Source organism: Bradyrhizobium sp. Ec3.3 (assembly GCF_000472925.1).
GTDB lineage: Bacteria > Pseudomonadota > Alphaproteobacteria > Rhizobiales > Xanthobacteraceae > Bradyrhizobium.
In genome coordinates this window covers 59,638-81,342 of sequence record NZ_AXAS01000041.1, presented here as the reverse complement: position 1 = coordinate 81,342, position 21,705 = coordinate 59,638, and the positions used below count along the sequence as shown (strand labels likewise).

General features: G+C 60.5%; 17 protein-coding genes and 2 pseudogenes. 15 read left to right on the top strand and 4 right to left on the bottom strand.

Annotated elements, in window-relative coordinates; translation table 11 throughout:
• Positions 1-526 precede the first annotated feature (526 nt).
• Complete coding sequence (locus YUU_RS0131095; RefSeq protein ID WP_027525871.1) at positions 527-1,396, bottom strand: NAD(P)-dependent oxidoreductase; 870 nt, start codon at positions 1,394-1,396, stop codon at positions 527-529.
• Between the two features lie 489 nt (positions 1,397-1,885).
• Here YUU_RS0131095 and YUU_RS0131090 point away from each other — a divergent pair, with 489 nt between their 5' ends.
• The 9 genes and pseudogenes from YUU_RS0131090 (at position 1,886) to YUU_RS60420 (ending at position 8,582) form a co-directional block, all read left to right on the top strand.
• Positions 1,886-2,884 carry an ABC transporter substrate-binding protein gene (locus tag YUU_RS0131090; protein WP_051389970.1) on the top strand — a complete coding sequence of 333 codons (999 nt, stop codon included), beginning with the start codon at positions 1,886-1,888 and terminating at the stop codon, positions 2,882-2,884.
• Positions 2,885-3,212: 328 nt separating this feature from the next.
• The gene (locus tag YUU_RS0131085; RefSeq protein WP_027525869.1) at positions 3,213-3,689 is read left to right on the top strand and encodes an isoprenylcysteine carboxylmethyltransferase family protein; all 477 of its coding nucleotides are present in this window, start codon (positions 3,213-3,215) and stop codon (positions 3,687-3,689) included.
• Positions 3,690-3,744: 55 nt separating this feature from the next.
• Positions 3,745-3,969, top strand: a complete 225-nt coding sequence (locus YUU_RS62800) for a hypothetical protein (RefSeq protein ID WP_371260520.1) — start codon at positions 3,745-3,747, stop codon at positions 3,967-3,969.
• 12 nt (positions 3,970-3,981) lie between these two features.
• A complete protein-coding gene (locus YUU_RS62795; RefSeq protein ID WP_371260519.1) occupies positions 3,982-4,173 on the top strand; it encodes a DUF1772 domain-containing protein in 192 nt (63 codons plus the stop codon).
• A gap of 239 nt (positions 4,174-4,412) precedes the next feature.
• The gene (locus YUU_RS0131075) at positions 4,413-4,796 is read left to right on the top strand and encodes an SHOCT domain-containing protein (RefSeq protein ID WP_027525868.1); all 384 of its coding nucleotides are present in this window, start codon (positions 4,413-4,415) and stop codon (positions 4,794-4,796) included.
• 227 nt (positions 4,797-5,023) lie between these two features.
• Positions 5,024-5,383 (top strand): carboxymuconolactone decarboxylase family protein, encoded by a 360-nt coding sequence (locus YUU_RS0131070; protein WP_027525867.1) that lies wholly within the window; start codon positions 5,024-5,026, stop codon positions 5,381-5,383.
• Positions 5,384-6,168: 785 nt separating this feature from the next.
• Positions 6,169-6,693 carry a Cache 3/Cache 2 fusion domain-containing protein gene (locus YUU_RS0131065; RefSeq protein WP_084801623.1) on the top strand — a complete coding sequence of 175 codons (525 nt, stop codon included), beginning with the start codon at positions 6,169-6,171 and terminating at the stop codon, positions 6,691-6,693.
• Positions 6,694-6,894: 201 nt separating this feature from the next.
• A pseudogene (locus YUU_RS52310) lies at positions 6,895-7,928 on the top strand (IS110 family transposase).
• Positions 7,929-8,255: 327 nt separating this feature from the next.
• The gene (locus YUU_RS60420; protein ID WP_063621763.1) at positions 8,256-8,582 is read left to right on the top strand and encodes an HdeA/HdeB family chaperone; all 327 of its coding nucleotides are present in this window, start codon (positions 8,256-8,258) and stop codon (positions 8,580-8,582) included.
• A gap of 188 nt (positions 8,583-8,770) precedes the next feature.
• On the opposite strand, the gene YUU_RS0131050 is transcribed toward YUU_RS60420, so the two are convergent.
• A complete protein-coding gene (locus YUU_RS0131050) occupies positions 8,771-10,900 on the bottom strand; it encodes a beta-glucosidase (RefSeq protein WP_035663817.1) in 2,130 nt (709 codons plus the stop codon).
• 712 nt (positions 10,901-11,612) lie between these two features.
• On the opposite strand from YUU_RS0131050, the gene YUU_RS52300 reads away from it, so the two are divergent.
• The 5 genes from YUU_RS52300 (at position 11,613) to YUU_RS0131025 (ending at position 17,984) form a co-directional block, all read left to right on the top strand.
• Positions 11,613-13,022, top strand: coding sequence for a GH1 family beta-glucosidase (locus YUU_RS52300; RefSeq protein WP_051389974.1), 1,410 nt, complete (start codon positions 11,613-11,615; stop codon positions 13,020-13,022).
• 11 nt (positions 13,023-13,033) lie between these two features.
• Entirely contained in the window at positions 13,034-13,906 is an 873-nt protein-coding gene (locus tag YUU_RS0131040) for a bile acid:sodium symporter family protein (protein WP_156944594.1), read from the top strand.
• A gap of 27 nt (positions 13,907-13,933) precedes the next feature.
• Positions 13,934-14,803 (top strand): efflux RND transporter periplasmic adaptor subunit, encoded by an 870-nt coding sequence (locus YUU_RS55290; RefSeq protein ID WP_051389968.1) that lies wholly within the window; start codon positions 13,934-13,936, stop codon positions 14,801-14,803.
• A 583-nt stretch (positions 14,804-15,386) separates the two neighbouring features.
• Positions 15,387-15,716, top strand: coding sequence for a hypothetical protein (locus tag YUU_RS59025; protein ID WP_198031858.1), 330 nt, complete (start codon positions 15,387-15,389; stop codon positions 15,714-15,716).
• A gap of 507 nt (positions 15,717-16,223) precedes the next feature.
• Positions 16,224-17,984 carry an adenylate/guanylate cyclase domain-containing protein gene (locus tag YUU_RS0131025; RefSeq protein WP_027525863.1) on the top strand — a complete coding sequence of 587 codons (1,761 nt, stop codon included), beginning with the start codon at positions 16,224-16,226 and terminating at the stop codon, positions 17,982-17,984.
• Between the two features lie 175 nt (positions 17,985-18,159).
• Here the strand turns inward: YUU_RS0131025 and YUU_RS52290 are convergent.
• A pseudogene (locus YUU_RS52290) lies at positions 18,160-18,789 on the bottom strand (tyrosine-type recombinase/integrase); the annotation flags it as partial.
• 497 nt (positions 18,790-19,286) lie between these two features.
• Positions 19,287-20,561 carry an acyl-CoA dehydrogenase family protein gene (locus tag YUU_RS0131015; RefSeq protein WP_027525862.1) on the bottom strand — a complete coding sequence of 425 codons (1,275 nt, stop codon included), beginning with the start codon at positions 20,559-20,561 and terminating at the stop codon, positions 19,287-19,289.
• Positions 20,562-20,775: 214 nt separating this feature from the next.
• Here YUU_RS0131015 and YUU_RS0131010 point away from each other — a divergent pair, with 214 nt between their 5' ends.
• Positions 20,776-21,555, top strand: coding sequence for an enoyl-CoA hydratase-related protein (locus YUU_RS0131010; protein ID WP_027525861.1), 780 nt, complete (start codon positions 20,776-20,778; stop codon positions 21,553-21,555).
• Positions 21,556-21,705 lie beyond the last annotated feature (150 nt).

Genomic DNA, 21,705 nt, shown 5'->3' with positions numbered 1-21,705 from the left:
AGAGATGAAGGAGGGCCCTTCGGGTTCGGCAATGAGGTGCCGATCCCGAGGCACTGCAAGCTGCTGCGGTCAAACGCGGTGGTGGTGAAAGTTGCGGAAACGTCGGGACAAGATTCGGGCAGGCACGGTGGAGAGAGGCGAGCGCAAGCGAACCGCCGCAGAAGTGTCGAAAGCGGATTAGGCGATATCAGAACCGGGGGGTGAACCTTGGCAGTCGGCTTCCTGAAGGGCGGGCGATTTGTATTCGATCCCTCGCATCAACTGGCGATTACACCAAGGTGATCGAACCACGATTGCGCCCGTTGCGCTGCATGAGTCCGCAGTTGGCCCTTCGCGACATATTGCGCCGCCGCGCAAGCTTGGTCGCTTTCAAGTCGAAGCGGACATCCAATGGCAGGCAAGACCGGCTGACTCGGTCGAGAATGACCCTGAGCGCCAATTGTTGCCGCACCAAAGTGCATTCCCGCAAGGCTCCGGGCGCCTAGCCCCCAAATGCGTGAACCACGATGGCCGCTCGCACTGCCTGCTAGCGCAGGGGCACGACCGTGACCCCGGGGGGCGGCACGTCGTCGTCGGGCACAAAGAAGTCCAGCGCCAGCGGGACAGAGGGATCGACGCGATAGCGCTCGAAGTCACGTACTCCGCTGGCATAGAGCAGCTTGTCATCGATCCAGAACTGCCCGGTGAACTCGCGCGACGGCTTCGTGAGGATGACATGAGCCGCATCGCCCATGATCTCGGGCGTGCGGCTCGCGCGCATCATCGCGTCACCACCAAGGAGATTGCCGACCGCCGTAGTCGCGATCGCAGTGCGCGGCCATAGCGCGTTGACTGCAACGCCCGCGCTCTTCAGCTCGGCCGATAGCCCCAGCACGCACATGCTCATCCCGAACTTCGCCATGGTATAGGCGGTCGAGCGCTCGAACCATTTCGCCTTCATGTCGAGTGGCGGCGACAACATCAGGATGTGCGGGTTTACCGCTTTCTTCAGGTGCGGGATACAGTATTTCGACACCATGAAAGTGCCGCGGGTATTGATGCCCATCATCAGGTCGAACCGCTTCATGTCGGTTGCCTGGGAGTCGGTCAGGCTGATGGCGCTGGCGTTGTTGACGCAGATATCGATGCCGCCGAATTCGGAGACGGTCTTGTCAACAGTCGCGATCACCTGGGCCTCGTCGCGAATATCGCAGATGACCGGCAGCGCCTTGCCGCCGGCCGCGCGCACCTCGTCGGCGGCCGTAAAGATGGTGCCCTTGAGCTTCGGATGCGGCTCCGCGGTCTTCGCGGCGATCGCGACATTGGCGCCGTCGCGAGCCGCACGCAGCGCGATCGCAAGCCCAATGCCGCGGCTCGCACCCGAGATAAACAGCGTCTTGCCTTTGAGGGATGACATCAGAGGTCTCCACGTCGCCCATCTGCCCGTCGCGCCAAGTATACTCGCGTAGGGCGAGCGTCGATAGAGATCCCAATATTAGCGCACCTCACCTGAGGTCCGGTTTTGGCCCGTCGCGACATATTGCATCGCGACACCAAGCAGGTCGCTAACGGGGCATAGCGGAAGTTGGCATGCAGCCGTCTTTTGCAGAACACGACGCTCGTGACCCTGGCTGTGTAAAAACGCGAAGGATCGAAACACGGCTAGAATTACATTCTGCAGTTCGTCATCTAAGTTGAAATCGCTTGCGAGCTTGAGCGCTAGAGCGGTCTTGGACGAATAACTTGTTCTATCGGGCTTAAGCGTCTTGGCCTTTTCACACAGCCAAGACCCAATTGAGACATGGGCGGCTCAAGAGTTTCGCAGTGCAAAAGCATTGTTCGCTCTGTCGCTCAAGCGTGGTATCGTCCGCTTGGCATGCACACGACCTCCGCCGGGAGGGATCGCATGGCAATCCACATCCGACGGCGAGAATTCGTATTCACACTGGGCGGCGCGGCGGCGTGGCCGCTCGCGGCGCACGCGCAGCAGGCGGGGAAGCTCCCCGTGATCGGGTACCTGTCGCCGGGCTCTTTCGCCCCTGGCCCCTTGGCCCGCCACGACGCATTTCAGGAAGGGCTGCGCGAGCTTGGCTATGTCGACGGAAAGAACATCGCCATCGTCTATCGCTTCGCGGACGGGAAATTCGACCGTCTCGCCGTGCTTGCGGCAGAGCTGGTCCGACTCAAGGTTGACGTCATTGTTTCGGTGGTGACGCAAGCGTCTATCGCCGCCAAGGACGCGACCAGCACAATCCCTATTGTCATAGTCAGCGTTGGCGATCCGGTAGGGTCCGGGCTCGTCGCAAGCCTTGCCCGGCCTGGCGCCAACATCACGGGTACCGCCGCGATGACCGCCGAGGTCATCGGCAAATCGCTGGCGCTGCTGAAGGAGGCTATCCCCAACCTGTCTCGTGTCGCGGTCCTCTGGAACCCTAGCAACGTCGTCTTCCAGGGACAAATATTGCGAGCGGCGGAGGACGCTGCGCGGGCATTGGCGGTCGAGCTTCAAACCCGCGGGGTGCGAGGTCTCGATGAATTCGACGGCGCCTTCGCGGCGATGAGCGACTGGGGCGCAGGCGCGCTGCTGGTGTTGCCGGACCCGATGCTCGCATTTCACCAAACACGGATCGTAGACCTTGCGAACAAGCGTCATCTGCCCTCGATGTACGGGCTGAGGGACCATGTCGCGGTGGGTGGCCTCATGGCTTACGGGCCCAACTACGCGCAGATCTATCGGCGAGCGGCAGCCTATGTAGACAAGATCTTGAAGGGCACCAAGCCAGCTGATCTGCCGGTCGAGCAACCGACCAAGTTTGAATTCGTGATCAACCTGAAGACTGCTGAAGAACTCGGCCTGACCATCCCGCCCTCGCTTCTTGCTCGCGCCGACGAGGTGATCGAGTGAGGCGCAATTTGCTGCGATGCATGAGTCCGGAAGCGGCCCATCGCTGCATTTCGCGTCGATGCGACAATTCAGTTGCTTCCGGAGGGAAGCGGACGTCGCATGCTGGGCATGATCCGCGGGATCGGTCGTGAATGACCCGAAGCTGCCGCGCGGCCGACGCCGAAACGTGGATGCGGCCAAGGCAGCCGAAATCGATCTGGTGGACCCGATTACTAGCGTCTTTGTTATTGCGCCAAAGCACTAGACGTCTTGCGATAGTGAGCGATTTGGCCAGGATCAGGGCGGCCCTTTGCACCACCAGGCAGCGCCAGGTTGAGGAAGGAACGCAATGAACGATGTGACGGCACGGCCGAACAGTCTGCCTTGGCCGCCGATCATCTTTTTGGCGGCGATCGCCATCAGCGTCTTGTCGAACGTATTCTATCCACTCCCATGGATCGGGCAGCCGCTGTCAGGTATCCTCTTTGTGCTCGGCTGGCTGATGATAGCGGCATTCGTCGCCCTGAACATTTCAGCCATCCGCGCAATGCGCCGGGCGGGAACGACTGTGAGGCCGGATCGCGGTACGGATCACCTCGTCACGGATGGCCCCTTCTCCTTTACGCGCAATCCGCTCTACCTCGCCGGCACGATGCTTGTACTGGGGATTGGACTGGTCTCGGGCATTGTGTGGTTTTTGCTCCTAGCGATCCTCGCCGCATTCGCAGTGCAAAAGCTCGCTATCGAGCGGGAGGAAAGGCATCTACAAGCGCGATTCGGGGAGACCTATCTGGATTATGCCGCGCGCGTACGGCGATGGATTTAGTCGTTGCTCAGATAATGTAACGGGCGGGATCCACGCACTTGGAAGGAGTGGTTCCATGCTTGCCGGTCAGCTGGCACTCATTCTTGCCGCCGCATTTGCGGGGGCGGCCTTCTACGTCAATTTCGCTGAGCACCCAGCGCGCTTGGCGCTGGACGACAAGAATCTGCTCAAGCTATGGAAGCCCAGCTACGACGCCGGCTACACGATGCAAGCGAGCCTGGCCGCCATCTCAGCAGCACTCGGTTTGCTCGCGGCGTGGATCACCGGGGATTGGCGATAGATCGTTGGCGCGGTGCTCATATTCGCGAACTGGCCCTATACCCTTATCGGCATTATGCCGACAAATCACAGGCTGAAGGCTATCGCGGAGACCGACGCGGGTCCAACATCGCGCGCCCTGCTCGAGTCGTGGGGACGGCTGCATGCCGTCAGAACCATGCTCGGCCTTGCTGCAACTCTCGCATATCTGTGGGCCCTCCACTGAAGATCGCTGAGCAAGGCTCATGTCGCCTTCTGGCCCTTCGCGTTCCTTCGCGAGCGCGTAACAAATCAGGTCGCTTTCAGGCAAAGGCGGACATCAAACAACAGGCAGGACCGGCTGGCTCAGTCGAGAATGCCCCAATCCCGACAGCGTTGATCTAAATCAAAAGCGGGCAGCGGCCTTAAATAATATTAGCGGTCGGCTGGTCTCTTGCACTCAATGGCAGGCAAAGGGGGATCGCAATGCTGTTCTTTCAGGAGGGCTTCACCTATCGAAATTTCCTGCTGGACGCCCTCACGATATTCTTCCTCATCGTGTGGTTCTGGCTGCTTATTACTGTTGCTTCCGATCTATTCCGACGCCACGACATCTCAGGCTGGGTCAAGGCAATGTGGGTGATAGGATGGATCGTATTTCCATACATTTTCGTGCTTGCGTACTTGATCTTTCAGGGAAGAGGCATGGCGGAGCGTAACGTGCAACAAGTGCGGCAGGCACGCGACGAACTCAGGAGCGCAGTTGGGTTCAGCGTCGCAGATGAAATCGAAAAGCTCGGTCGGCTGAAACAGGCAGGGTCGATCAGCGATGCCGAATTTACACGACTGCGCGCTCGGCTTGTGCAGTGAGCGCGCTTCCTCCCGCTGATATCCTTGCTGTGCCGCGCGCGCAGAGGTTCGAGGTTCCCTGGCAGCAGGCAAAATGCACTATGTGCGATACTGCCCCCTAGCGGACGACGGCTTCGCCGTTCAATTTCGGCTGCGCTGCTCAATCCTATTTTTTGGGCTTGGCGGTTTCGTCTGCTGTTTGAGCAGCCATTGCTCCAGCCGCCATCAAGCAAGTGAGGAGTGCATTCATGGAGAAAAATTACATCGACATCACCAAACGCATTTCTGGCGATTTGCGAAAACTGCGCCAGGACATCCCCGATACCATGAAGGTCTTCTCGGCGCTCGCGCAGGCAGCTGGCCGCGACGGTGCCCTGGACAAGAAGACCAAAGAACTGATCGCGCTTGCGATCGCGATTGCGACGCGCTGCGACGGCTGCATCGGCTTTCACATGGAAGCGCTGGTCAGGCTCGGCACCACCCGTCAGGAGGTGGAGGAAACCCTCGGCATGACCATCTATATGGGCGGCGGGCCGTCGCTCATGTACGCGGCGGACGCGATCTCAGCCTTCGAAGAATTTCAGGTGCAGTTGGGCGCTGCTGCCTGACCAGTAGAGCGAAATCCATCCCGGCAATGGGCGCCTACTTCGGCGCTATGGCGCGCGACTTCTCACGTAAATGGCAGAAGCAACGACTAATCCAATCACAGCCGCCACGATGAATGACGCTGCCCCGATCTTCAGGCGGCATTTACCTCGCTTACACGTCCAACCCTGGTCGGAACTTTGATGGTGGGCCCTATGCCGCGATGTCGCTTGTTGGCCGATTGTGTTGCAAAACTCTTCTGCTAGGAGAGAGCCAACTTTCTAACGGCTAAGTTTCCGGACTCGGGGGACCACGTCAACTTAGGCGGGTTCGCTCAGCGGTCCTCCTATTCGTTTTTAGAAGGTGCCTCTAACCAAGACTGGCGATGAACTCACTTTTGCGAGAATTTTGTTGAGGCGGTATTTTTGAGTTTTGCAACACAGTCGGCCCCTTTGCGACATGCCGATTGCGTCGCGCAGTGTCCGCTCTCAGGGGTAACCCGGAAGACATTTGCTCGCGTTGAGTTTTTCGCATGTCGACCCTCTTCAGACATTCGGCACGACGAATTGCTGCTGCGCAACCTAGCGTCCTCATCGGTCCGCAACCAGAGTGTGCCGTCAAAAGTTCTTTTTGGTGACCATCGAGCGGGTATAATCTTGTTTGCGGCTGCCGACGGGAAACGCCGAATTCCCGGTGGTGCGACACAGGCAGCCATCGTGCCGTCGGCAGGCAAACACATCTCAAATTACGATTTTTAGTTTCTGTTAGCGATGGGCGCTGTCCCATCGCTTTGCACAAGGAGGTCACAATGAATCGGAAGACTCTTTTCGCCGGCATTCTAGCCGCTGGCTTCATGGCAGCGTCTGTGATGGCTCCTAGCATCGGGCACGCTCAGGCAGACCCGAGGGTCACAAAATCCATGGAGACCCTCAAGTCCATGACAGCGAAACTGGGAGCGCCAAAGCTCGAGGGCAAAGACGCGGTCGGCGGCAAGGAAGCTCCTGCCCTGTATTTCGGCACGACCAAGGTCAATAACAATTTCGATATTGTTGACGCAATTGGAAAGGAAGACGGCAAAGGGATGACGGCCACTCTGTTCGCGAAAAGTGGAGACGAATACATCCGCGTCTCCACGAGTGTACCGAAGCCCGACGGCAGCGGTCGAGCGGTGGGCACCGTGCTGGCAGGACACGCGCTCGAGTCGATCAAAGCAGGCAAAGCGTATTATGGCGAAGTGCCTATTCTGGGAACACCGTACGTAACGGGCTACGAGCCGATGACGGATAGCTCGGGCGCTCAAATTGGCGTCTACTATGTGGGTTACAAGAAATAACTAGCCCGTTCTCGGAGTTTTCTTGCTAAAAACCGCCGAGCCGGAACGAACTCGACGGGACGGGGACTATTTTGCGTAGTTGGGGTTCGAAGCGGCCAGTCGCTGACCCGCCTGCGTTGGTTTATGATGGGGTGGACGCCCCGCCCGACGGCATCGATGTGCCAAAGTGGACGTGTTGAGCACCACTTAAGGGAGGCGTCCGTGTCAGAGGTTATCATAATCGGTCTGGATATCGCCAAGCATGTTTTTCACGCGCACGGAGCAGATGGGCGAGGTCGAGCAATGTTCAGCAAACGGATCAGCCGAGGAAAGCTGCTGGATTTCTTCGCGACCCAGCCGAGTTGCACGGTAGCGTTGGAGGCATGTGGTGGAGCACATCACTGGGCTCGTCAGCTCGCCCAGCTTGGCCATGAAGTTCGGCTGATCCCGCCCGCCTATGTAAAGCCGTTCGTGAAGCGGCAAAAGAATGACGCGATCGATGCCGAGGCGATCTGCGAAGCGGCCCAGCGGCCGAGCATGCGGTTCGTGGCCGTTAAGAGCGAAGAGCAGCAGGCGGCCGGCCTGGTGTTTAGAACCCGTGATCTGTTAGTCGGCAGCGAACCCAGCTGATCAACGCGATTCGCGGACACCTCACTGAATATGGTTGGGTCGCGCCCAAGGGGCCGTCGCATGTGGCGATGCTCGCCGACCTGATCGAGGAAGAAGAGATGGTCAACTCGCTTCCCGGAGCGGCCCGCGCCATGTTCCGAGTGATGTTAGACCTACTCACCGGCCTCAGTAGCAAGATCGCGGATCTCGACAAAGAAATCGCACGGCGTGCACGAGAGGATGAAGTATCGCGCAGGCTGATGACCGTTCCCGGTATCGGCCCAATCTCCGCCACCGCGATCGCCGCCTTAGCACCGCCAGCCGAGACCTTTGCCAAGGGCCGCGACTTTGCCGCCTGGCTGGGCCTCACGCCTCTTCAAAGATCGACAGGCGGCAAGCAGAAGCTCGGCGCAACATCCAAAATGGGCGAACGCACGCTCAGACGCCTGCTCATCATCGGCAGTAGCGCCGTCGTAAAGCAAGCAAGCAAACGCGGTGCGCCGAGGGGTTCTTGGCTCGAACAGATGCTGGCTCGCAAACCGCGCATGCTGGTAACGGTCGCGCTCGCCAACAAGATGGCGCGGATCGTCTGGGCGCTACTTGTCAAGCAGGAGAATTACAGGGCTCCGGTCCCAGCCAAGGCGTGATCCTGGCGGACCTGAGGTCGTCGGAGATGTAGTCGGTCGAAGGAGGGTATGGCGCAACAGTCGGCGAGACGAGGCCGGAAGAACCAGGCGTACTCATCGTGCCTAGAGCACGCATTTATGATTTGGTTCCGGTCTGCGAACTCCCATACGGGCCCGCAGCTTCATCGCTGTACCATCAGAGGCCGGACAGATGGCAGCATCCGACTACGTGCCGATCTTCTTCAAAAATCGCTTGCATCTCGCGGGGCGTCCACAGATGAGTACACGCCCCAGTCAGCTTCATTTCTGCCCGCGAACAACCTGCATCTAATCTGTTTGGAGAGGACAATGTTGAAGCTAAAGTCCCTTCTGCTTGGGTCAATGTTTGGATTGCTCGTTGTCTCTGCCGCTGTAGCGCAGGTAACCATCGACGTATCAAAGATCACTTGCAACCAATACGTTCTCGACCAAGTGACCGACTTTAGGACCATTATCGCTTGGTTGGATGGTTTCTATTCCGGCAAGCGTAACAACACCGTTGTTGATACTCGGGCACTAGAACGGAATGCAGATAAAGTGGAGGAGTATTGCAGGTCACACCGTGACATGCCGCTAATGCAAGCTGTCGAGACGACGCTGGGCGGTGGCGACCGGGCGGTTGGTTCCAAGAAGTAAACCCCGGCTGCGGCTACGGTCTCCGCTTCCGTTCATGGCCCTTCGCTACATATTGCACCGCCACGCACCATTGGTCGCTAACGGGGCATAGCGGAAATCGACAGGCCGACATCTATTTCAGAGTTCGACGCTCATGACCCGGAGCGGACTCAAGGGGCTTCACCCAGTTAGACGCCAGCCGTTTCGCGTCACGACCCAAACAGCCGCGTATCTAATTGGGTGTCGGCGTTCAGCGGTAGGTCTTCGACTGATTTGCCGACTGCAATACGATAGCTGCCCGCGGCGATGCGCCAGCGGCCGGCACTGTCATCGAAGCGGGCGAGGAGGCGCGGATCGGCGGTGACGGTCACGCGCTTCGATTCGCCTGGCTTAAGGACGACACGGTCGAACCCGAGGAGCCGCATGCCTTTGTAGCCCGCAGCTTCGGTCAGATAGACCTGCGGCACATCGGCGCCTTCATGTTGACCCGTATTGGTCACCGTCAACATGGCAGTGACGGTTTCGCCGCCACTCACATTCAAATCGCCATAGGAGAACGTCGTATAGCTCAGACCGTGGCCGAAAGCGTAGAGCGGCGCGACGCCTTTCTGCGCGTACCAGCGATAGCCAACCTCCGCGCCCTCGTCGTAGCGGATCGTCGTTGGCGTTCCCCAGGGAGTCGCGATGCCGGACAGCTCCGGCCGCGGCGTTTGGGCAAGGCTCGCCGGGAAGGTGATCGGCAGCCTTCCCGACGGGTTGACCTTGCCGATCAACACCTCGGCAATGGCCTGCCCGCCCGCCTGCCCGGGATACCAGGCCTGAATGATAGCCTTGACCTTGTCGCGCCACGGCATGGACACCGGGTTGCCGGTTTCCAGCACAACTATGGTGTTGGGGTTGGCGGTCGCGACCGCATCGATCATCGCGTCCTGGCCCCACGGCAAGGAAAGGTCGGGCAGGTCGAACGCTTCGCCCTCAACCCGAATCCCGAACGCGATGACCACGTCGGATCGCCCCGCCAGCAAGGCCGACTCTGCCGGCGTGTAGCCGCCGTCGAACTCGATCTGAGCCTGCGGCAACAGCTTCTTTAGCTCGGCGAGCGGCGACGATGGCAGGAGGAACAGGTTGCGTATGTTTCCCATCACGCCGTGTGCGCCTCCGATGTTCACGGTTGCTGCAAAGCCGCCTACCGGAAGAACAGCCCCTGAACCAGTGCCACTTGGCACGCCCAATTGCGCATAGCCGCCGACAACGCCGATCTTCAGCGGCCTGTCCGTGGCGAGCGGCAGCACGCCGTCGTTCTTCAGCAAGACGATGCCCTGCCGGGCGATTTCAAGCGCGATCTCGTTGTGCTTGACCATGTCGACTGCGGGCGTCGCGCCCCACTTGTCGATGCCCACCGCATAGGCTGAGCGCAGGATGCGGCGCACCATATCGGAGAGGCGCTCCTTCGGCAGTTTCCCCTCGGCGTAAGCTTTCCTCAGCCGGTCGGTGAACGCCTCGGCGCCCCACTGCTTGACATCCATCTGGATCCCGGATTCCTGGTCGAGTCCGTTGAGCGCGTAATCCCATTCGGGCACCGCGCCCCAATCCGACATCACGTAGCCCCTGTAGCCCCAGGCGCCTTTGAGCACTTCATTCAGCAAGTGGTGGTTTCCGCTGAGGTAAAAGCCGTTGACCTTGTTGTACCCGCTCATGATCGAGCCGGGCTGCGAGCGCTCGATCGCGATCTGGAAGGCGAGCAGATCGGACTCGCGATGCGCGACGGGATCGATAACTGCATCGAGCCAGTGGCGGTTGGTCTCGTTGCAGTTCAGCGTGAAGTGCTTGAGAGTCGAGATGACACCCTCACCCTGAATGCCGTTCACGGCTTCAGCGCCGAGTACTGCGCTCACCCATGGATCCTCGGAGTAATATTCGAAGTTCCGGCCATTGCGGATATCGCGAGCGAGGTTGATCCCGCCGGCGAGCATGATGTTGAAGCCTCGCATCCGCGCCTCGCGGCCGATTGCGGCGCCGCCATCACGTGCGAGCTGCGGATTGAAGCTCGAGCCGACTACGATGGATGCCGGGAAAGCGGTCGCGCCGTTATCGTCGGGCCGATAGCCAGGGTTGGTGACGCCCATGCTCGCGTCGCTCGACTGCAACGCCGGAATACCCAGCCGCGGTACGCCGGGCGTATAACCTGCGCTCATGTTCATGACGGCTTCAGGAATGCGCCTGTCCCGGGGGACACCAATGGAAGGAACGGCTCCGACGAGGCTGATGATGAGTGAGAACCGCTCGTCATCGGTCATCTTCTGTTCCGTTTCGCGCGCGCGCTCATCGGGTGATGACATGGCTGGCCTCGGCGCGGTTGTTTGTACGACGGCGGAAGCCGTCGCTGACATCGCAAACGCTGCTTAGCCGGCGAGCTTTGCGACCTCGCGCCGGGTGAAGTGCGCAATCATTGCCCATTCCTCCCTTGATCGCCCACACGGCCGGCGTGCCCTCACTGTCCGCTCGTGCAACGGAGGCCTGGCCCTTCGGATTTTCGACATTTCATTAGGCCAAGTGCGGAGCGTAGCCAAAGCACGCCTTAACGCTGAATGATATCACAGCGTTACCGCGACAGCCGTGAAGAACTTATGGAGACCTGACGCGGACTACCCTTGATCTAGGTCAAAAACCGCTGTGCGGCACCCTATTTATCTGTCGGACATGTTGGTCCCGCACTTTCGCCTCTACGCGCCTACGCACGCATATTTCGGCCGAAGCTGGCCGGTGCCGGATATTGAAAGAGCGAGGAGCGAGCAGCACCGCCGTCCACGAGGAGATGAGCCTGCTGGCCCCCACTGGATTCTCAGGCGACGTCGTCATCGAGCCGTTCGGTAGAGATGAGCGCGGGCAGTTTGAACGACATTACCGTCCAGTGCCAAGCTCACCAGAATCGGAAAGCTGCGGGTCACGAAGGCGAGGAGCGCTCGCTCTGTCACGATGGTGGACTCGTAAGAGAACCGTTTGATCACCTCGGGATAGCTTGGAAAAATGGAGGGTCTGTCAATGAACGCCATGGCAGCCAAGTCGCCCGCTTCCGTCGGCCGCCGCTTCCCTGAGGGGTTCTACTGGGGCGTGGGCACGTCGTCGTACCAGATCGAGGGAGCATGGAACAAGGACGGCAAGGGCATGTCGATCTGGGACACGTTCGCGCACGGGCCCGGCAACATCAAGAACGACGACAACGGCGACGTCGCGAACGATCACTACCACCGGTACAAGGAAGACGTAGCGCTGATGAAGTCGATCGGCGCCAAGGCGTACCGGTTCTCGATCGCCTGGCCGCGGATCTTCCCTGAAGGCACCGGCCAGCCCAACCAGAAGGGGCTCGACTTCTACATCCGCCTCGTCGACGAGCTGCTCGGCGCGGGAATCGAGCCGTTCGCCACGCTCTACCACTGGGACCTGCCGCAGACGCTGCAAGACAAGTACGGCGGCTGGCGATCCAAACAGACGGCGAAAGTATTCGCTGACTACGCTGGCTACATGGCCGCGCAACTAGGCGACCGCGTGAAGCACTATTTCACGATCAACGAGTTTCGCTCGTTCGTAGAGGCCGGCTACCAGGTAATCGACGTCGACGTTGGCGGCGGGAAGAAGGTCCGCCTCGGCGGTGCGCCTGGGCTCACTATCTCCGATTCCGAATTGAAGCAGGTCCGGCATCACGCCGTGCTCGGGCACGGCCTCGCTGTCCAGGCGATCCGGGCCCACTCGCCGGCCGGCACAAAGGTCGGCTTCGCGGAAAACATCAGCGTCGCGGTCCCGGTCATCGACGCGCCCGCGTACGTCAAGGCGGCGGAGATGGTCACGCGCGAGCGCAACGCCGGCTTCATGACGGTCATGCTCGAGGGGCGGTACACCGAAGCGTATCTGGCCGAGGCGGGCGGCGGGACTCCCAAGTTCACTGAGGAGGAGCTGAAGACGATCGCCTCGCCGCTCGATTTCGTCGGCATCAACGTCTACAAGCCCCGTTGGTACGTAGAGCCGTCCGACGAGCCGCCCGGCTACCGGGAAATCCCGCTTAACGCCTCCCATCCAAAGATGCAGTCGTCGTGGCACGTCCTCGACCCGGAGGTCATGTACTGGGCGCCGCGTCACATGCAGAAGATCTGGGGCGCGCGGTCCATCTTCATCACTGAGAACGGCTGTGGGGCGTCGGACGTCGTCGCCAAGGACGGCAGGGTGTACGACTCGGACCGGGTGATGTTCCTGCGCGCCTGCCTCGGGCAGCTCCAGCGAGCGACGTCGGAAGGCGTGCCGGTGGACGGGTACTTCCTTTGGAGCGCGCAGGACAATTTCGAGTGGATTGACGGCTTCGGCAAGCGGTTCGGGCTGATCTACGTCGACTTCGACACGTTGGCGCGGATCCCAAAGCTGAGCGCCCAGTGGTTTCGGGAGGCGTCCCGGCAGAACGCAGTGGTGTAGGAGAGAAGCGGGTGAGCGTCTTGGCGTTCATAGGGCTTGCATTAACGGCCAGCATCTTTCTCGCTGTGCTGGCAGTGGGCATGCGTGTCGCGCCCGCGGATTTGCGAAATCTCTTCAACAGACCTTCACTTCTCCCGCGGTCCCTGCTCGCCATGAACGTGCTGGCGCCGGTCACCGCCGTACTGATCTGCAAAATGTTCTCGCTGCATCCTGCGGTTACCCTCGCGCTCGTTACGCTTGCTGTCGCGCCGGTGGGGTCTCTGTTCTCGCAGGGTATGCTGCCACTTGTGGCGCCCGGAAATGCTGTCTACGCGAGAGGGCTTTTTTTCGCGAGCATCGTGCTGTCGGTGGTCCTCACGCCGCTCACCGTCGAGCTGATACAAGTGATCTTCGGCGGAGACGTGCATGTCAATCCGCTCTCAGTCGCAGAAGTGGTTATCAGTTCCGTACTGCTGCCGCTCGGCATCGGACTTGCAATCGCACAGTGGTGGCCGGCGGCGGCGCGGTGGAACTCCGTAATCCAGACGGTGAGTTCGATCGTGCTCGCTGTCTGCAATGTCGGCCTCTTGGCTGTCGTTTGGTCGCGCCTGGGCCTGGTCATCCGGGAAGGCACATTGACGGCAATCATCCTTATGACGCTGATTGGACTTGCCGTCGGTCATCTTCTCGGCGGGCCCGCCGAGGACGACCGCACCGTACTCGCGTTTGCGACGGTATCGCGTCATCCCGGCGTCGCGATCGTCGTCGCGGGTCTCATGGATCAACCGCTGGCCCCAATCGGCGTTCTATTCGCCGTCATCGTGAGCGAGATTGCTGTCGTTCCCTACCAACTGTGGCGCAAGCGGATGCGAGCCACCGGGCCCACGACCCACGGCGTACGCTAAATACGAGTAACTTCACAGGAGGCTGCAATGAGCGCAATTGAGATCGACAGCCTGAGATCGCTCCGTCTGCGGATCATCCCGACATTCGCTGTGGCTTGCCTGATGATCCAGGCGGCCGCCGCGCAGCAACCGGCCGCGCCTGACGTCCTTGAGTACAAGGGAACGGTGGCTGCGGCGCGCGAAGCGGAAGTGGCGCCCCGAATCGATGGACTTCTGCTCAAGATCAACTTCACAGCCGGACAACTGGTCAAGAACGGCGATCTTCTGTTCGAGTTCGCGTCAAAGGACAAAGAACTATCTGTCGCCGTGGCCCAGGCAAGCCTGAAAGAGGCGGAGGCGCAATTGCGCCTCGTCGAGGTGAAGCTGAAGAACGCGCAGACCCTCCGGACCCGCAACGTTAACTCCCAAATCCAATTGCTGGAAGTGGAAGCACAGCGGGATCTCGCCGCGGCCAAGGCCGACCAAGCGCGCGCCAACCTGCAGCTTGCCGAACTGGTCTTGCAGCAAACGAAGCTTTACGCGCCAATCTCTGGTATCATCAGTCGTCCCTTGGTCAAGGAAGGAGCGTACATCACCAAGGAGGCGCGCGATCAGAGTCGTCTCGCCACCATCGTCCAATTGGATCCGATCCATGTGGTCGGCCAGGCGCCTGCCGCCATGTATTTTCAGCGCGGCGAAACGGTCCCGAGCATTGAGCAGATTGCCGAGCGGCGTGAGTTCGGCATCGTCCTGCCAAACAGCGACAAGTATCCACACAGGGGACGTCTCGCCGCGGGGAGCTACGAGTTCGATGTAGCAACGCAGACGACCCAGATCGCTGTGGAGTTTCCGAACCCAGACTATCTGTTGAGGCCGGGCCTCAACGTAACCCTACAATCGGTGATCCCAGCGAAGTAAGGCGGCTGACAAGGCGGCTTTTTGTCTTCGGTCAACTTCTGATTCTGGCCGAGCGCGACATATTGCAGTGCCACGCCGGTTCGGTCGCAAGCGGGGCGAAGCGGACATCGGATGTCGGTCATGATAGGCGGAATCGGTCGAGAATGACCCACAAGCGACATTGTTGAGTGTCGATCTGACTACTTCAGACCAACTGGTCGGACGGCTGCGATGTCCTGCCTCGGAGCGCGAAGCTCGATGCAAACTGCTGGTCGTGGCCGGCTTAAGGATTCGGAGCCGCCGCCTGCATCTCATGCCCCGGGCTGAAGCCGGATGCGCCAGGATGCCCGGAGGACGAGCTTGAGGATGCGGCTTGCATCTGATGCCCTGGGCTGAACCCCGATGCGCCGGGATGCCCGGCATGGTTTGATGAACTGTGATGCCCGCTATGCGAGTGCGAGCCTGAAAACACCGCTGAAAATGCCGCTTGTATCGCGTGTCCCAGGCTAAGGCTTGATGCGCCGTGATGCGCACCATGCGACTGCGTGCTCGAGGACAGTGATTGCATCGCGTGCCCTGGGGCAGCGGTCGATGCCGAACTGCCGTGGCCGACACCACCAACGCCACCATGTCCCACGCCGCCGCCATGTCCCCCACCCACACCGCCAGCTCCTACCCCGCCACCTGCTCCCGCTCCGGCACCGCCGCCACCACCGCCACCACCGCCGCCGCCACCGCCACCGCCACCACCGCCGCCACCACCGCCGCCACCGCCACCGCCACCGCCACCAGCGAGCAGCGGCCCGGACGTCGCAATCAACAATGCCGGTATTGCAGTTACTGCAAGAAGCTTTGCTACCCTCGTCACGATGATCTCCTCTTCGCCTTCAATTCCGCGTCCAGCTCCAGGCTACACTGCGGGGCTCGGCGGTAGTTGAAAGTCGAGCGCGCGACCAATGTTCCGCACAAAAAGTCATCGAATAAGGCGAACAGGCGCGCACGCCGTTTTCTGCGCAGACTGTGACCAGAACGGCACATCTACCCGAGCGGCCTCCCTGGCGAGATCACACCAGCACTTCCGACGGCCGTAAGTCGGGTTCGATCCCGCCCCTTCCAGGCGAGCTCGTGGGGTTGCTCTCCTCGGGCGAGTATTCCGCATCGACAGCGACAAGGCGGCGAGAGGTGCCCGCAGGTACCGCGTGATCGTGGGGGCCGATGGTCTGTTATTGGCCCTTCGCGTCATTTTGCTGCCGCGCAGTAAGTAGGTCGCTTTCGGGGAGAAGAGCAGACATCGAACGGCAGCGGACACGACGAACAGAGGCTCGGGCAGGCAGTTTCCTCCGGCCGTCGAGATGCCGCACCCCCACCGAGGGGACGAGCGGCCATGGCGAACAAATGCGGACGGAGCTATGGTGCCCTTCGGCAACCCAGAGGTGGCAATTTGGCTTCGGAGCGCGTTCAGCGACGGCTCACGGCCATCCTGGCGGCTGACGTCGCCGGCTACAGCCGGCTTATGGGTCTTGATGAAGCCGGTACAGCGAGGACGCTGCACGAGCATCGCGCAGCGGTCGATCCGATCGTGGCCAGCTTCAGCGGCAGAATCGTCAAGACGACCGGGGACGGTGTGCTCTTGGAGTTCCCATCGATCGTTGCCGCCGTCGATTGCGCCGTCGCAGTCCAGAAACTCATGAGAGAGCGCAATAGGGATGTACCGGAGGAGCGACGCATGTTGTTCCGCATGGGCATCAACTTGAGCGACGTGTTGATCGATGGCGACGACATCTTAGGGGACGGCGTGAATATCGCAGCAAGGCTGGAAGGCATCGCGGAGCCCGGCGGCATTTGCGTGTCCGATGACGTTTACCGGCAAGTTTCAGGGAAGCTCGACGTTTCTTTCGAAGACATGGGAAATCAGCAGCTAAAAAATATAGCTCGTCCAGTGCATGCCTATCGGGCACGTCTTGTCGAAGTTCCTGCAAGCCGGACGTCCGCATCCCTGCTACCGCTACCCGACAAACCCTCCATTGCTGTCATGCCATTCACCAACATGAGCGGCGATCCGGAGCAGGATTACTTTGCCGATGGAATGGTCGATGACATCATCACAGCGCTGTCCCATTTCAAGGCGCTGTTCGTCATCGCCCGCAACTCGACCTTCACCTACAAGGGGCGCGCCGTCGACGTAAAGCAGGTTGGGCGCGAGCTTGGTGTACGCTACATGCTGGAAGGGAGCGTTCGCAAGGCGGCAAATCGGCTGCGCATCACCGGGCAGCTGATCGACGCCGCCACCGGGGCACACCTTTGGGCGGATCGGTTCGAGGGGGGATTGGAGGACATTTTTGATCTTCAGGACAAGATAACCACGAGCGTCGTGGGAGCGGTTGCGCCGAAAGTTGTCCTGGCCGAGATCGAGCGCGCCCAGCGAAAGCCGACTGAGAACCTGAACGCTTACGACCACTATTTGCGCGGCATGGCGAGCTTTTACCAGGGGACAGGCGAGGCCGTTAGCGTCGCGCTGGGACAGTTCTACCGGGCAATCGAGCTCGATCCGGCTTTTGCCTCGGCCTTTGGCATGGCAGCACGGTGTTACACTTGGCGGAAGGCGAACGGTTGGAGGACCAACGAAATCCAAGAGCGTGTCGAAATGGAACGCCTGGGGCGCCGGGCGATCAAATTGGGCAGGGATGACGCATTTGCACTTTGCACTGGCGGGTTTGCGCTTGCGCATTTAGGTGATCTTGAAGAGGCTGCCGCCTGCATTGACCGGGCTGCCCTACTCAATCCGAGCTTAGCCTGGGCGTGGTATCACGGCGGATGGGTGAGTGCTTGGCGCGGCGAGCCCGACGAGGCAATCCAGCGCTTAGCACAAGCGATGCGATTGAGCCCGCTCGATCCGCTCACATCTAGAGGGCTATGTGGGATTGCGTTTTCTCACTTCCTTGCAGGTCGCTACGACGAAGCGTGCAACTGGGCCGAGAGAGGATTGCTAGAGGAGCCAGATTTTGTGGTGGCAATCCGTGTCTCGGCTGCAAGCTATGCGATGGCAGGACGACTGGAGCAAGCAAAGAAAGCAATCGAGCATCTACTACAGCTCCATCCAAAGCAGCGCCTCTCCAATCTAAAGGATTGGGCTACATTTGGTCGACCGGAACATTTCGCGAGCTGGGTTCAGGCCCTGCGGGCGGCCGGACTACCTGAATAACAGTCTCCCAAAGTGGCCAAAATCCCGTCCCACCTCAATCCGCCACCGAAGCTGCTCGGCCGTGCCGACGAAATGATCGAATAGCACGCGATTTCTCGCGACGCATGAGTCCGGACATGGCCCGAAGCGGCTGATGGCCCACGGGCAGAGCATGTCCGCTCTGCCTAGTGTTTCTGACATCAACTTGTTCGGCGATCGCGAGCGCGTCGTCAACCTCGATGCCGAGATAGCGGACCGTGCTTTCGATCTTGGTGTGGCCGAGCAAGAGCTGCACGGCTCGCAAATTCCCTGTGCGGCGGTAGATCAGCGTTGCCTTGGTCCGGCGCAGCGAGTGGGTACCAAACACCCTCGGGTCAAGCCCGATGCTTGCCACCCAATCGGCAAGAAGGCGAGCATATTGGCGGGTTGTCATCGCCCGATCGCGGCCACGGCGCCCAGTGAACAAATACTCACCTGGCCTCTTGCCGGCTTCCTTCAAGAAGTCGTCAACGGCTTGCCGGGTTTGATCCGTCAACTCGAACTTGACCGGTCTCCCGGTCTTCTTCTGCCGGACGGTCGCACGATCGACCGCATAGCCATTCGGAGCGACATCTTCGACCCTCAAGGCGACGACGTCGCAACCACGCAACTTGCTGTCGATCGCAAGGTTGAAAAGGGCAAGGTCGCGGGGCCGTCTTTCGATCAGGAGCCGGGTTCGGATCGACCAGACTTGGTTTGGCCGCAGCGGAGGTTTGGCGCCGATCAGCTTGCCCTTGTTCCAGGGGATGCGGCGAGCTTTGGTGGAGAGGCTGTCTTCGTCTGGCATGATCGTACTCCTCGGTTTGTGAGGGCATCGAGCATGCATTGTGACGCGCAGATCGTGTCTGCTTTCAGAGGCTTGCGGCGGTTGGGTGCCGTAGGGCTTTAGGTCCGCAGCAAATGACCCTGACTGTGTAAAAACGCGAAGGATCGAAACACGACTAGAATTACATTCTTCAGTTCGCTGTCAGAGTTGAAGGCGCTTGTAAGCTTGAGCTCCAGAACGGTCTTGGCGTCCAGTTAGTTTCAGCCAATGCAACCGAGGGCCGTCGTGAAACAAGGGCCTATTGGGGCCCAGCGACGGAACCTGCCAAAAATCCCGGGGAGAATGGGCTTGACCCCATAACCACAGGATTGAGTTCGAAGACTCTTAACTCCGATCTCGCGCCACGATTTCTCCCTGGGGGTATGGATACCGGGCTCGCGCTTCGCGCGCCCCGGGACGACTCGGGGTGAGAGACGTCGCACTAAGCGCCACTCAACGCGCGGCGCTATCCGCAAGTCTCAATGCTTCCCCGGACCCATGTACCCGAACAAAAACCCCGCCACCTTCCGCATCTGGATTTCCTCGCTGCCTTCGGTGATGCGGTAGCGGCGGTGGTGGCGGTAGATGTGCTCAAAGGGCTTGTGGCGTGAATAGCCCATGCCGCCATGGACCTGCATGGCGCGGTCGGCGGCTTCGCAGCACAGGCGGTTTGCCCAGTAGTTGCACATCGAGACGCGGTCGGAGAGCGTGCGCTCGATCTGCTCCTCGGTGAGCTTGTCCATCTCCCAGGCGGTCTTGCGGATCAACAGGCGCAGCATCTCGGCTTGGGTGGCAAGCTCGACCAGCGGGAACTGGATCGCCTGGTTCTCCGCGAGCGCCTTGCCGAACGGCTTTCGCTCGCGCGCATATTTCACGCTCTCGTTGATGCAGTAGACGGCAGCACCAAGCGAGCTTGCCGCCTGCCGGATGCGGTTCTGGTGGACAAAACATTGCGCGAGCGAGAGTCCCCGGCCGACCTCGCCGAACAGCGCATCCTCAGGCACGAACACGTCGGTGAAGCTGACACGCGGATGGTCGGTCGGCATGTTGAAGGTCCACATATATTCTTCGACCTTGACGCCATCGCTGTTCGCCGGCACCAAAAAACAGGTGATGCCGCGCGCATCGCCATCATTGCCGCTCGTGCGCGCAAACAGCGCACAGTGGGTGGCGACGTGCATCCCTGTCGTCCACATCTTCTCGCCGTTGATGATCCAGCCCTTGACGTTGTCGCGCGTCGCCGGCACCGCGCGCGTCTCCATATGCGTTGCGTCAGAGCCGTGATGCGGCTCGGTCAGGCCGAAGGTGATGCGATACTTCCCCCTGATCGAGCCGTCGATCATCGCCTTCTGGTCGTCGCGGCCGTAGCGGTCCAGCATGGTCACGACGGGGAAATTGCCGACGATGGAATGCTCGTTCTGAAGATCGTTGTGCAGGCCGAGGCCTTTTGCGGCGAAATGCTCGCGGATCACAGCCATCCAGAGATTTGAGCCGTCCTTGCCGCCATATTGCCTCGCCACGGCAAAGCGCAGATGACCGGCGGCATCCGCGGCGTCCTTTGCCTTGCGCAGCAGCGCTTCCCATTCATGCCGCGGCAGGCCGCCATTCTCGAAATCGGTGCGCGCCCATTCGCGGCGATGGTCGAAGAAGCGGATGTTGTCGTCGGCCTTCTCCATCGGCTTGATCTCGCGTTCGATGAAACGGTCGAGCTCTTCGAGATAGGCGACGAGATCGGCAGGCAATGAGAAATCCACGGTAGTCTCTCCCGGATCAGTCTTGTTGATTTTGCGTTAAGGCGCTACGCGCGTTGTTGCTTGCTGCAATTAAGGTGAGAAGAGCGTGGGCAAGTCAAGCAAGCCGAGAGGCGCGACTTACGCAACGCGCGCTTGCGCAATTGGATGGTGCTCACATTCGGACGCGCGTTAGTATGGGGATCAATTCCTTCCAACAGAAGATGCGGGAGCGACCATGGAGCTGAAATTTTCCAAAGTGGAACGCAAGGGTCCAATCACCATCGTCACGCTCTCGCGTCCCGAGGTCTACAACGCGCTGCACACCGACGCGCATTTCGAGCTCAACAAGGTGTTTGACGATTTCTCCGCCGATCCCGAACAGTGGATCGCGATCGTCACCGGCGCCGGCGACAAGGCGTTCTGCGCCGGCAACGACCTGAAATGGCAGGCAGCCGGAGGAAAACGCGGCTGGGACAAGGGCGGCTTTGCCGGGCTCACTTCGCGCTCCGACTGCGACAAGCCGATCATCGCCGCCGTCAACGGCGTCGCCATGGGCGGCGGCTTCGAGATCGCGCTCGCCTGCGACCTGATCATCGCCTCTGAAAACGCAACCTTCGCGCTGCCCGAGCCGCGGGTCGGCCTTGCCGCGCTCGCCGGCGGCCTGCATCGCCTGCCGCGCCAGATCGGATTGAAGCGAGCCATGGGCATGATCCTCACCGCGCGTCACGTCAGCGCCAAGGAAGGTCTCGAGCTCGGCTTCGTCAACGAGGTGGTTCCGCAGGGCGAGGCGCTCAACGCCGCGCTGCGCTGGGCGGAGATGATCACCAAGAACTCGCCAATGTCGATCCGCGCATCGAAGCAGACCATCCAGAAGGGACTCGGTGTCTCGCTTGAGCAGGCGATCGAGGAGCAGCGGGAGTACCCGGCCGTGAAAGCGATGGTCGCCTCGCAGGACTACATCGAGGGACCCAAGGCGTTTTCCGAGAAGCGGCCGCCGAAGTGGCTGGGGCGGTAGGGTCTCTCCCCCTTCGTCATTCCGGGACGCGCCGACAGGCGCGAGCCCCGGAATGACAGCGGAGAGAGTGGCGCGACTGTCCCAACGCCGTCATTGCGAGCGCAGCGAAGCAATCCAGACTGTCACCGCGGAAAGATTCTGGATTGCTTC

Coding starts and splice junctions, on each gene's coding strand:
- YUU_RS0131095 (WP_027525871.1), bottom strand. CDS start 1,396: ATGTCATCCCTCAAAGGCAAGACGCTGTTTATCTCGGGTGCGAGCCGC.
- YUU_RS0131090 (WP_051389970.1), top strand. CDS start 1,886: ATGGCAATCCACATCCGACGGCGAGAATTCGTATTCACACTGGGCGGC.
- YUU_RS0131085 (WP_027525869.1), top strand. CDS start 3,213: ATGAACGATGTGACGGCACGGCCGAACAGTCTGCCTTGGCCGCCGATC.
- YUU_RS62800 (WP_371260520.1), top strand. CDS start 3,745: ATGCTTGCCGGTCAGCTGGCACTCATTCTTGCCGCCGCATTTGCGGGG.
- YUU_RS0131075 (WP_027525868.1), top strand. CDS start 4,413: ATGCTGTTCTTTCAGGAGGGCTTCACCTATCGAAATTTCCTGCTGGAC.
- YUU_RS0131070 (WP_027525867.1), top strand. CDS start 5,024: ATGGAGAAAAATTACATCGACATCACCAAACGCATTTCTGGCGATTTG.
- YUU_RS0131065 (WP_084801623.1), top strand. CDS start 6,169: ATGAATCGGAAGACTCTTTTCGCCGGCATTCTAGCCGCTGGCTTCATG.
- YUU_RS60420 (WP_063621763.1), top strand. CDS start 8,256: ATGTTGAAGCTAAAGTCCCTTCTGCTTGGGTCAATGTTTGGATTGCTC.
- YUU_RS0131050 (WP_035663817.1), bottom strand. CDS start 10,900: ATGTCATCACCCGATGAGCGCGCGCGCGAAACGGAACAGAAGATGACC.
- YUU_RS52300 (WP_051389974.1), top strand. CDS start 11,613: ATGGCAGCCAAGTCGCCCGCTTCCGTCGGCCGCCGCTTCCCTGAGGGG.
- YUU_RS55290 (WP_051389968.1), top strand. CDS start 13,934: ATGAGCGCAATTGAGATCGACAGCCTGAGATCGCTCCGTCTGCGGATC.
- YUU_RS0131010 (WP_027525861.1), top strand. CDS start 20,776: ATGGAGCTGAAATTTTCCAAAGTGGAACGCAAGGGTCCAATCACCATC.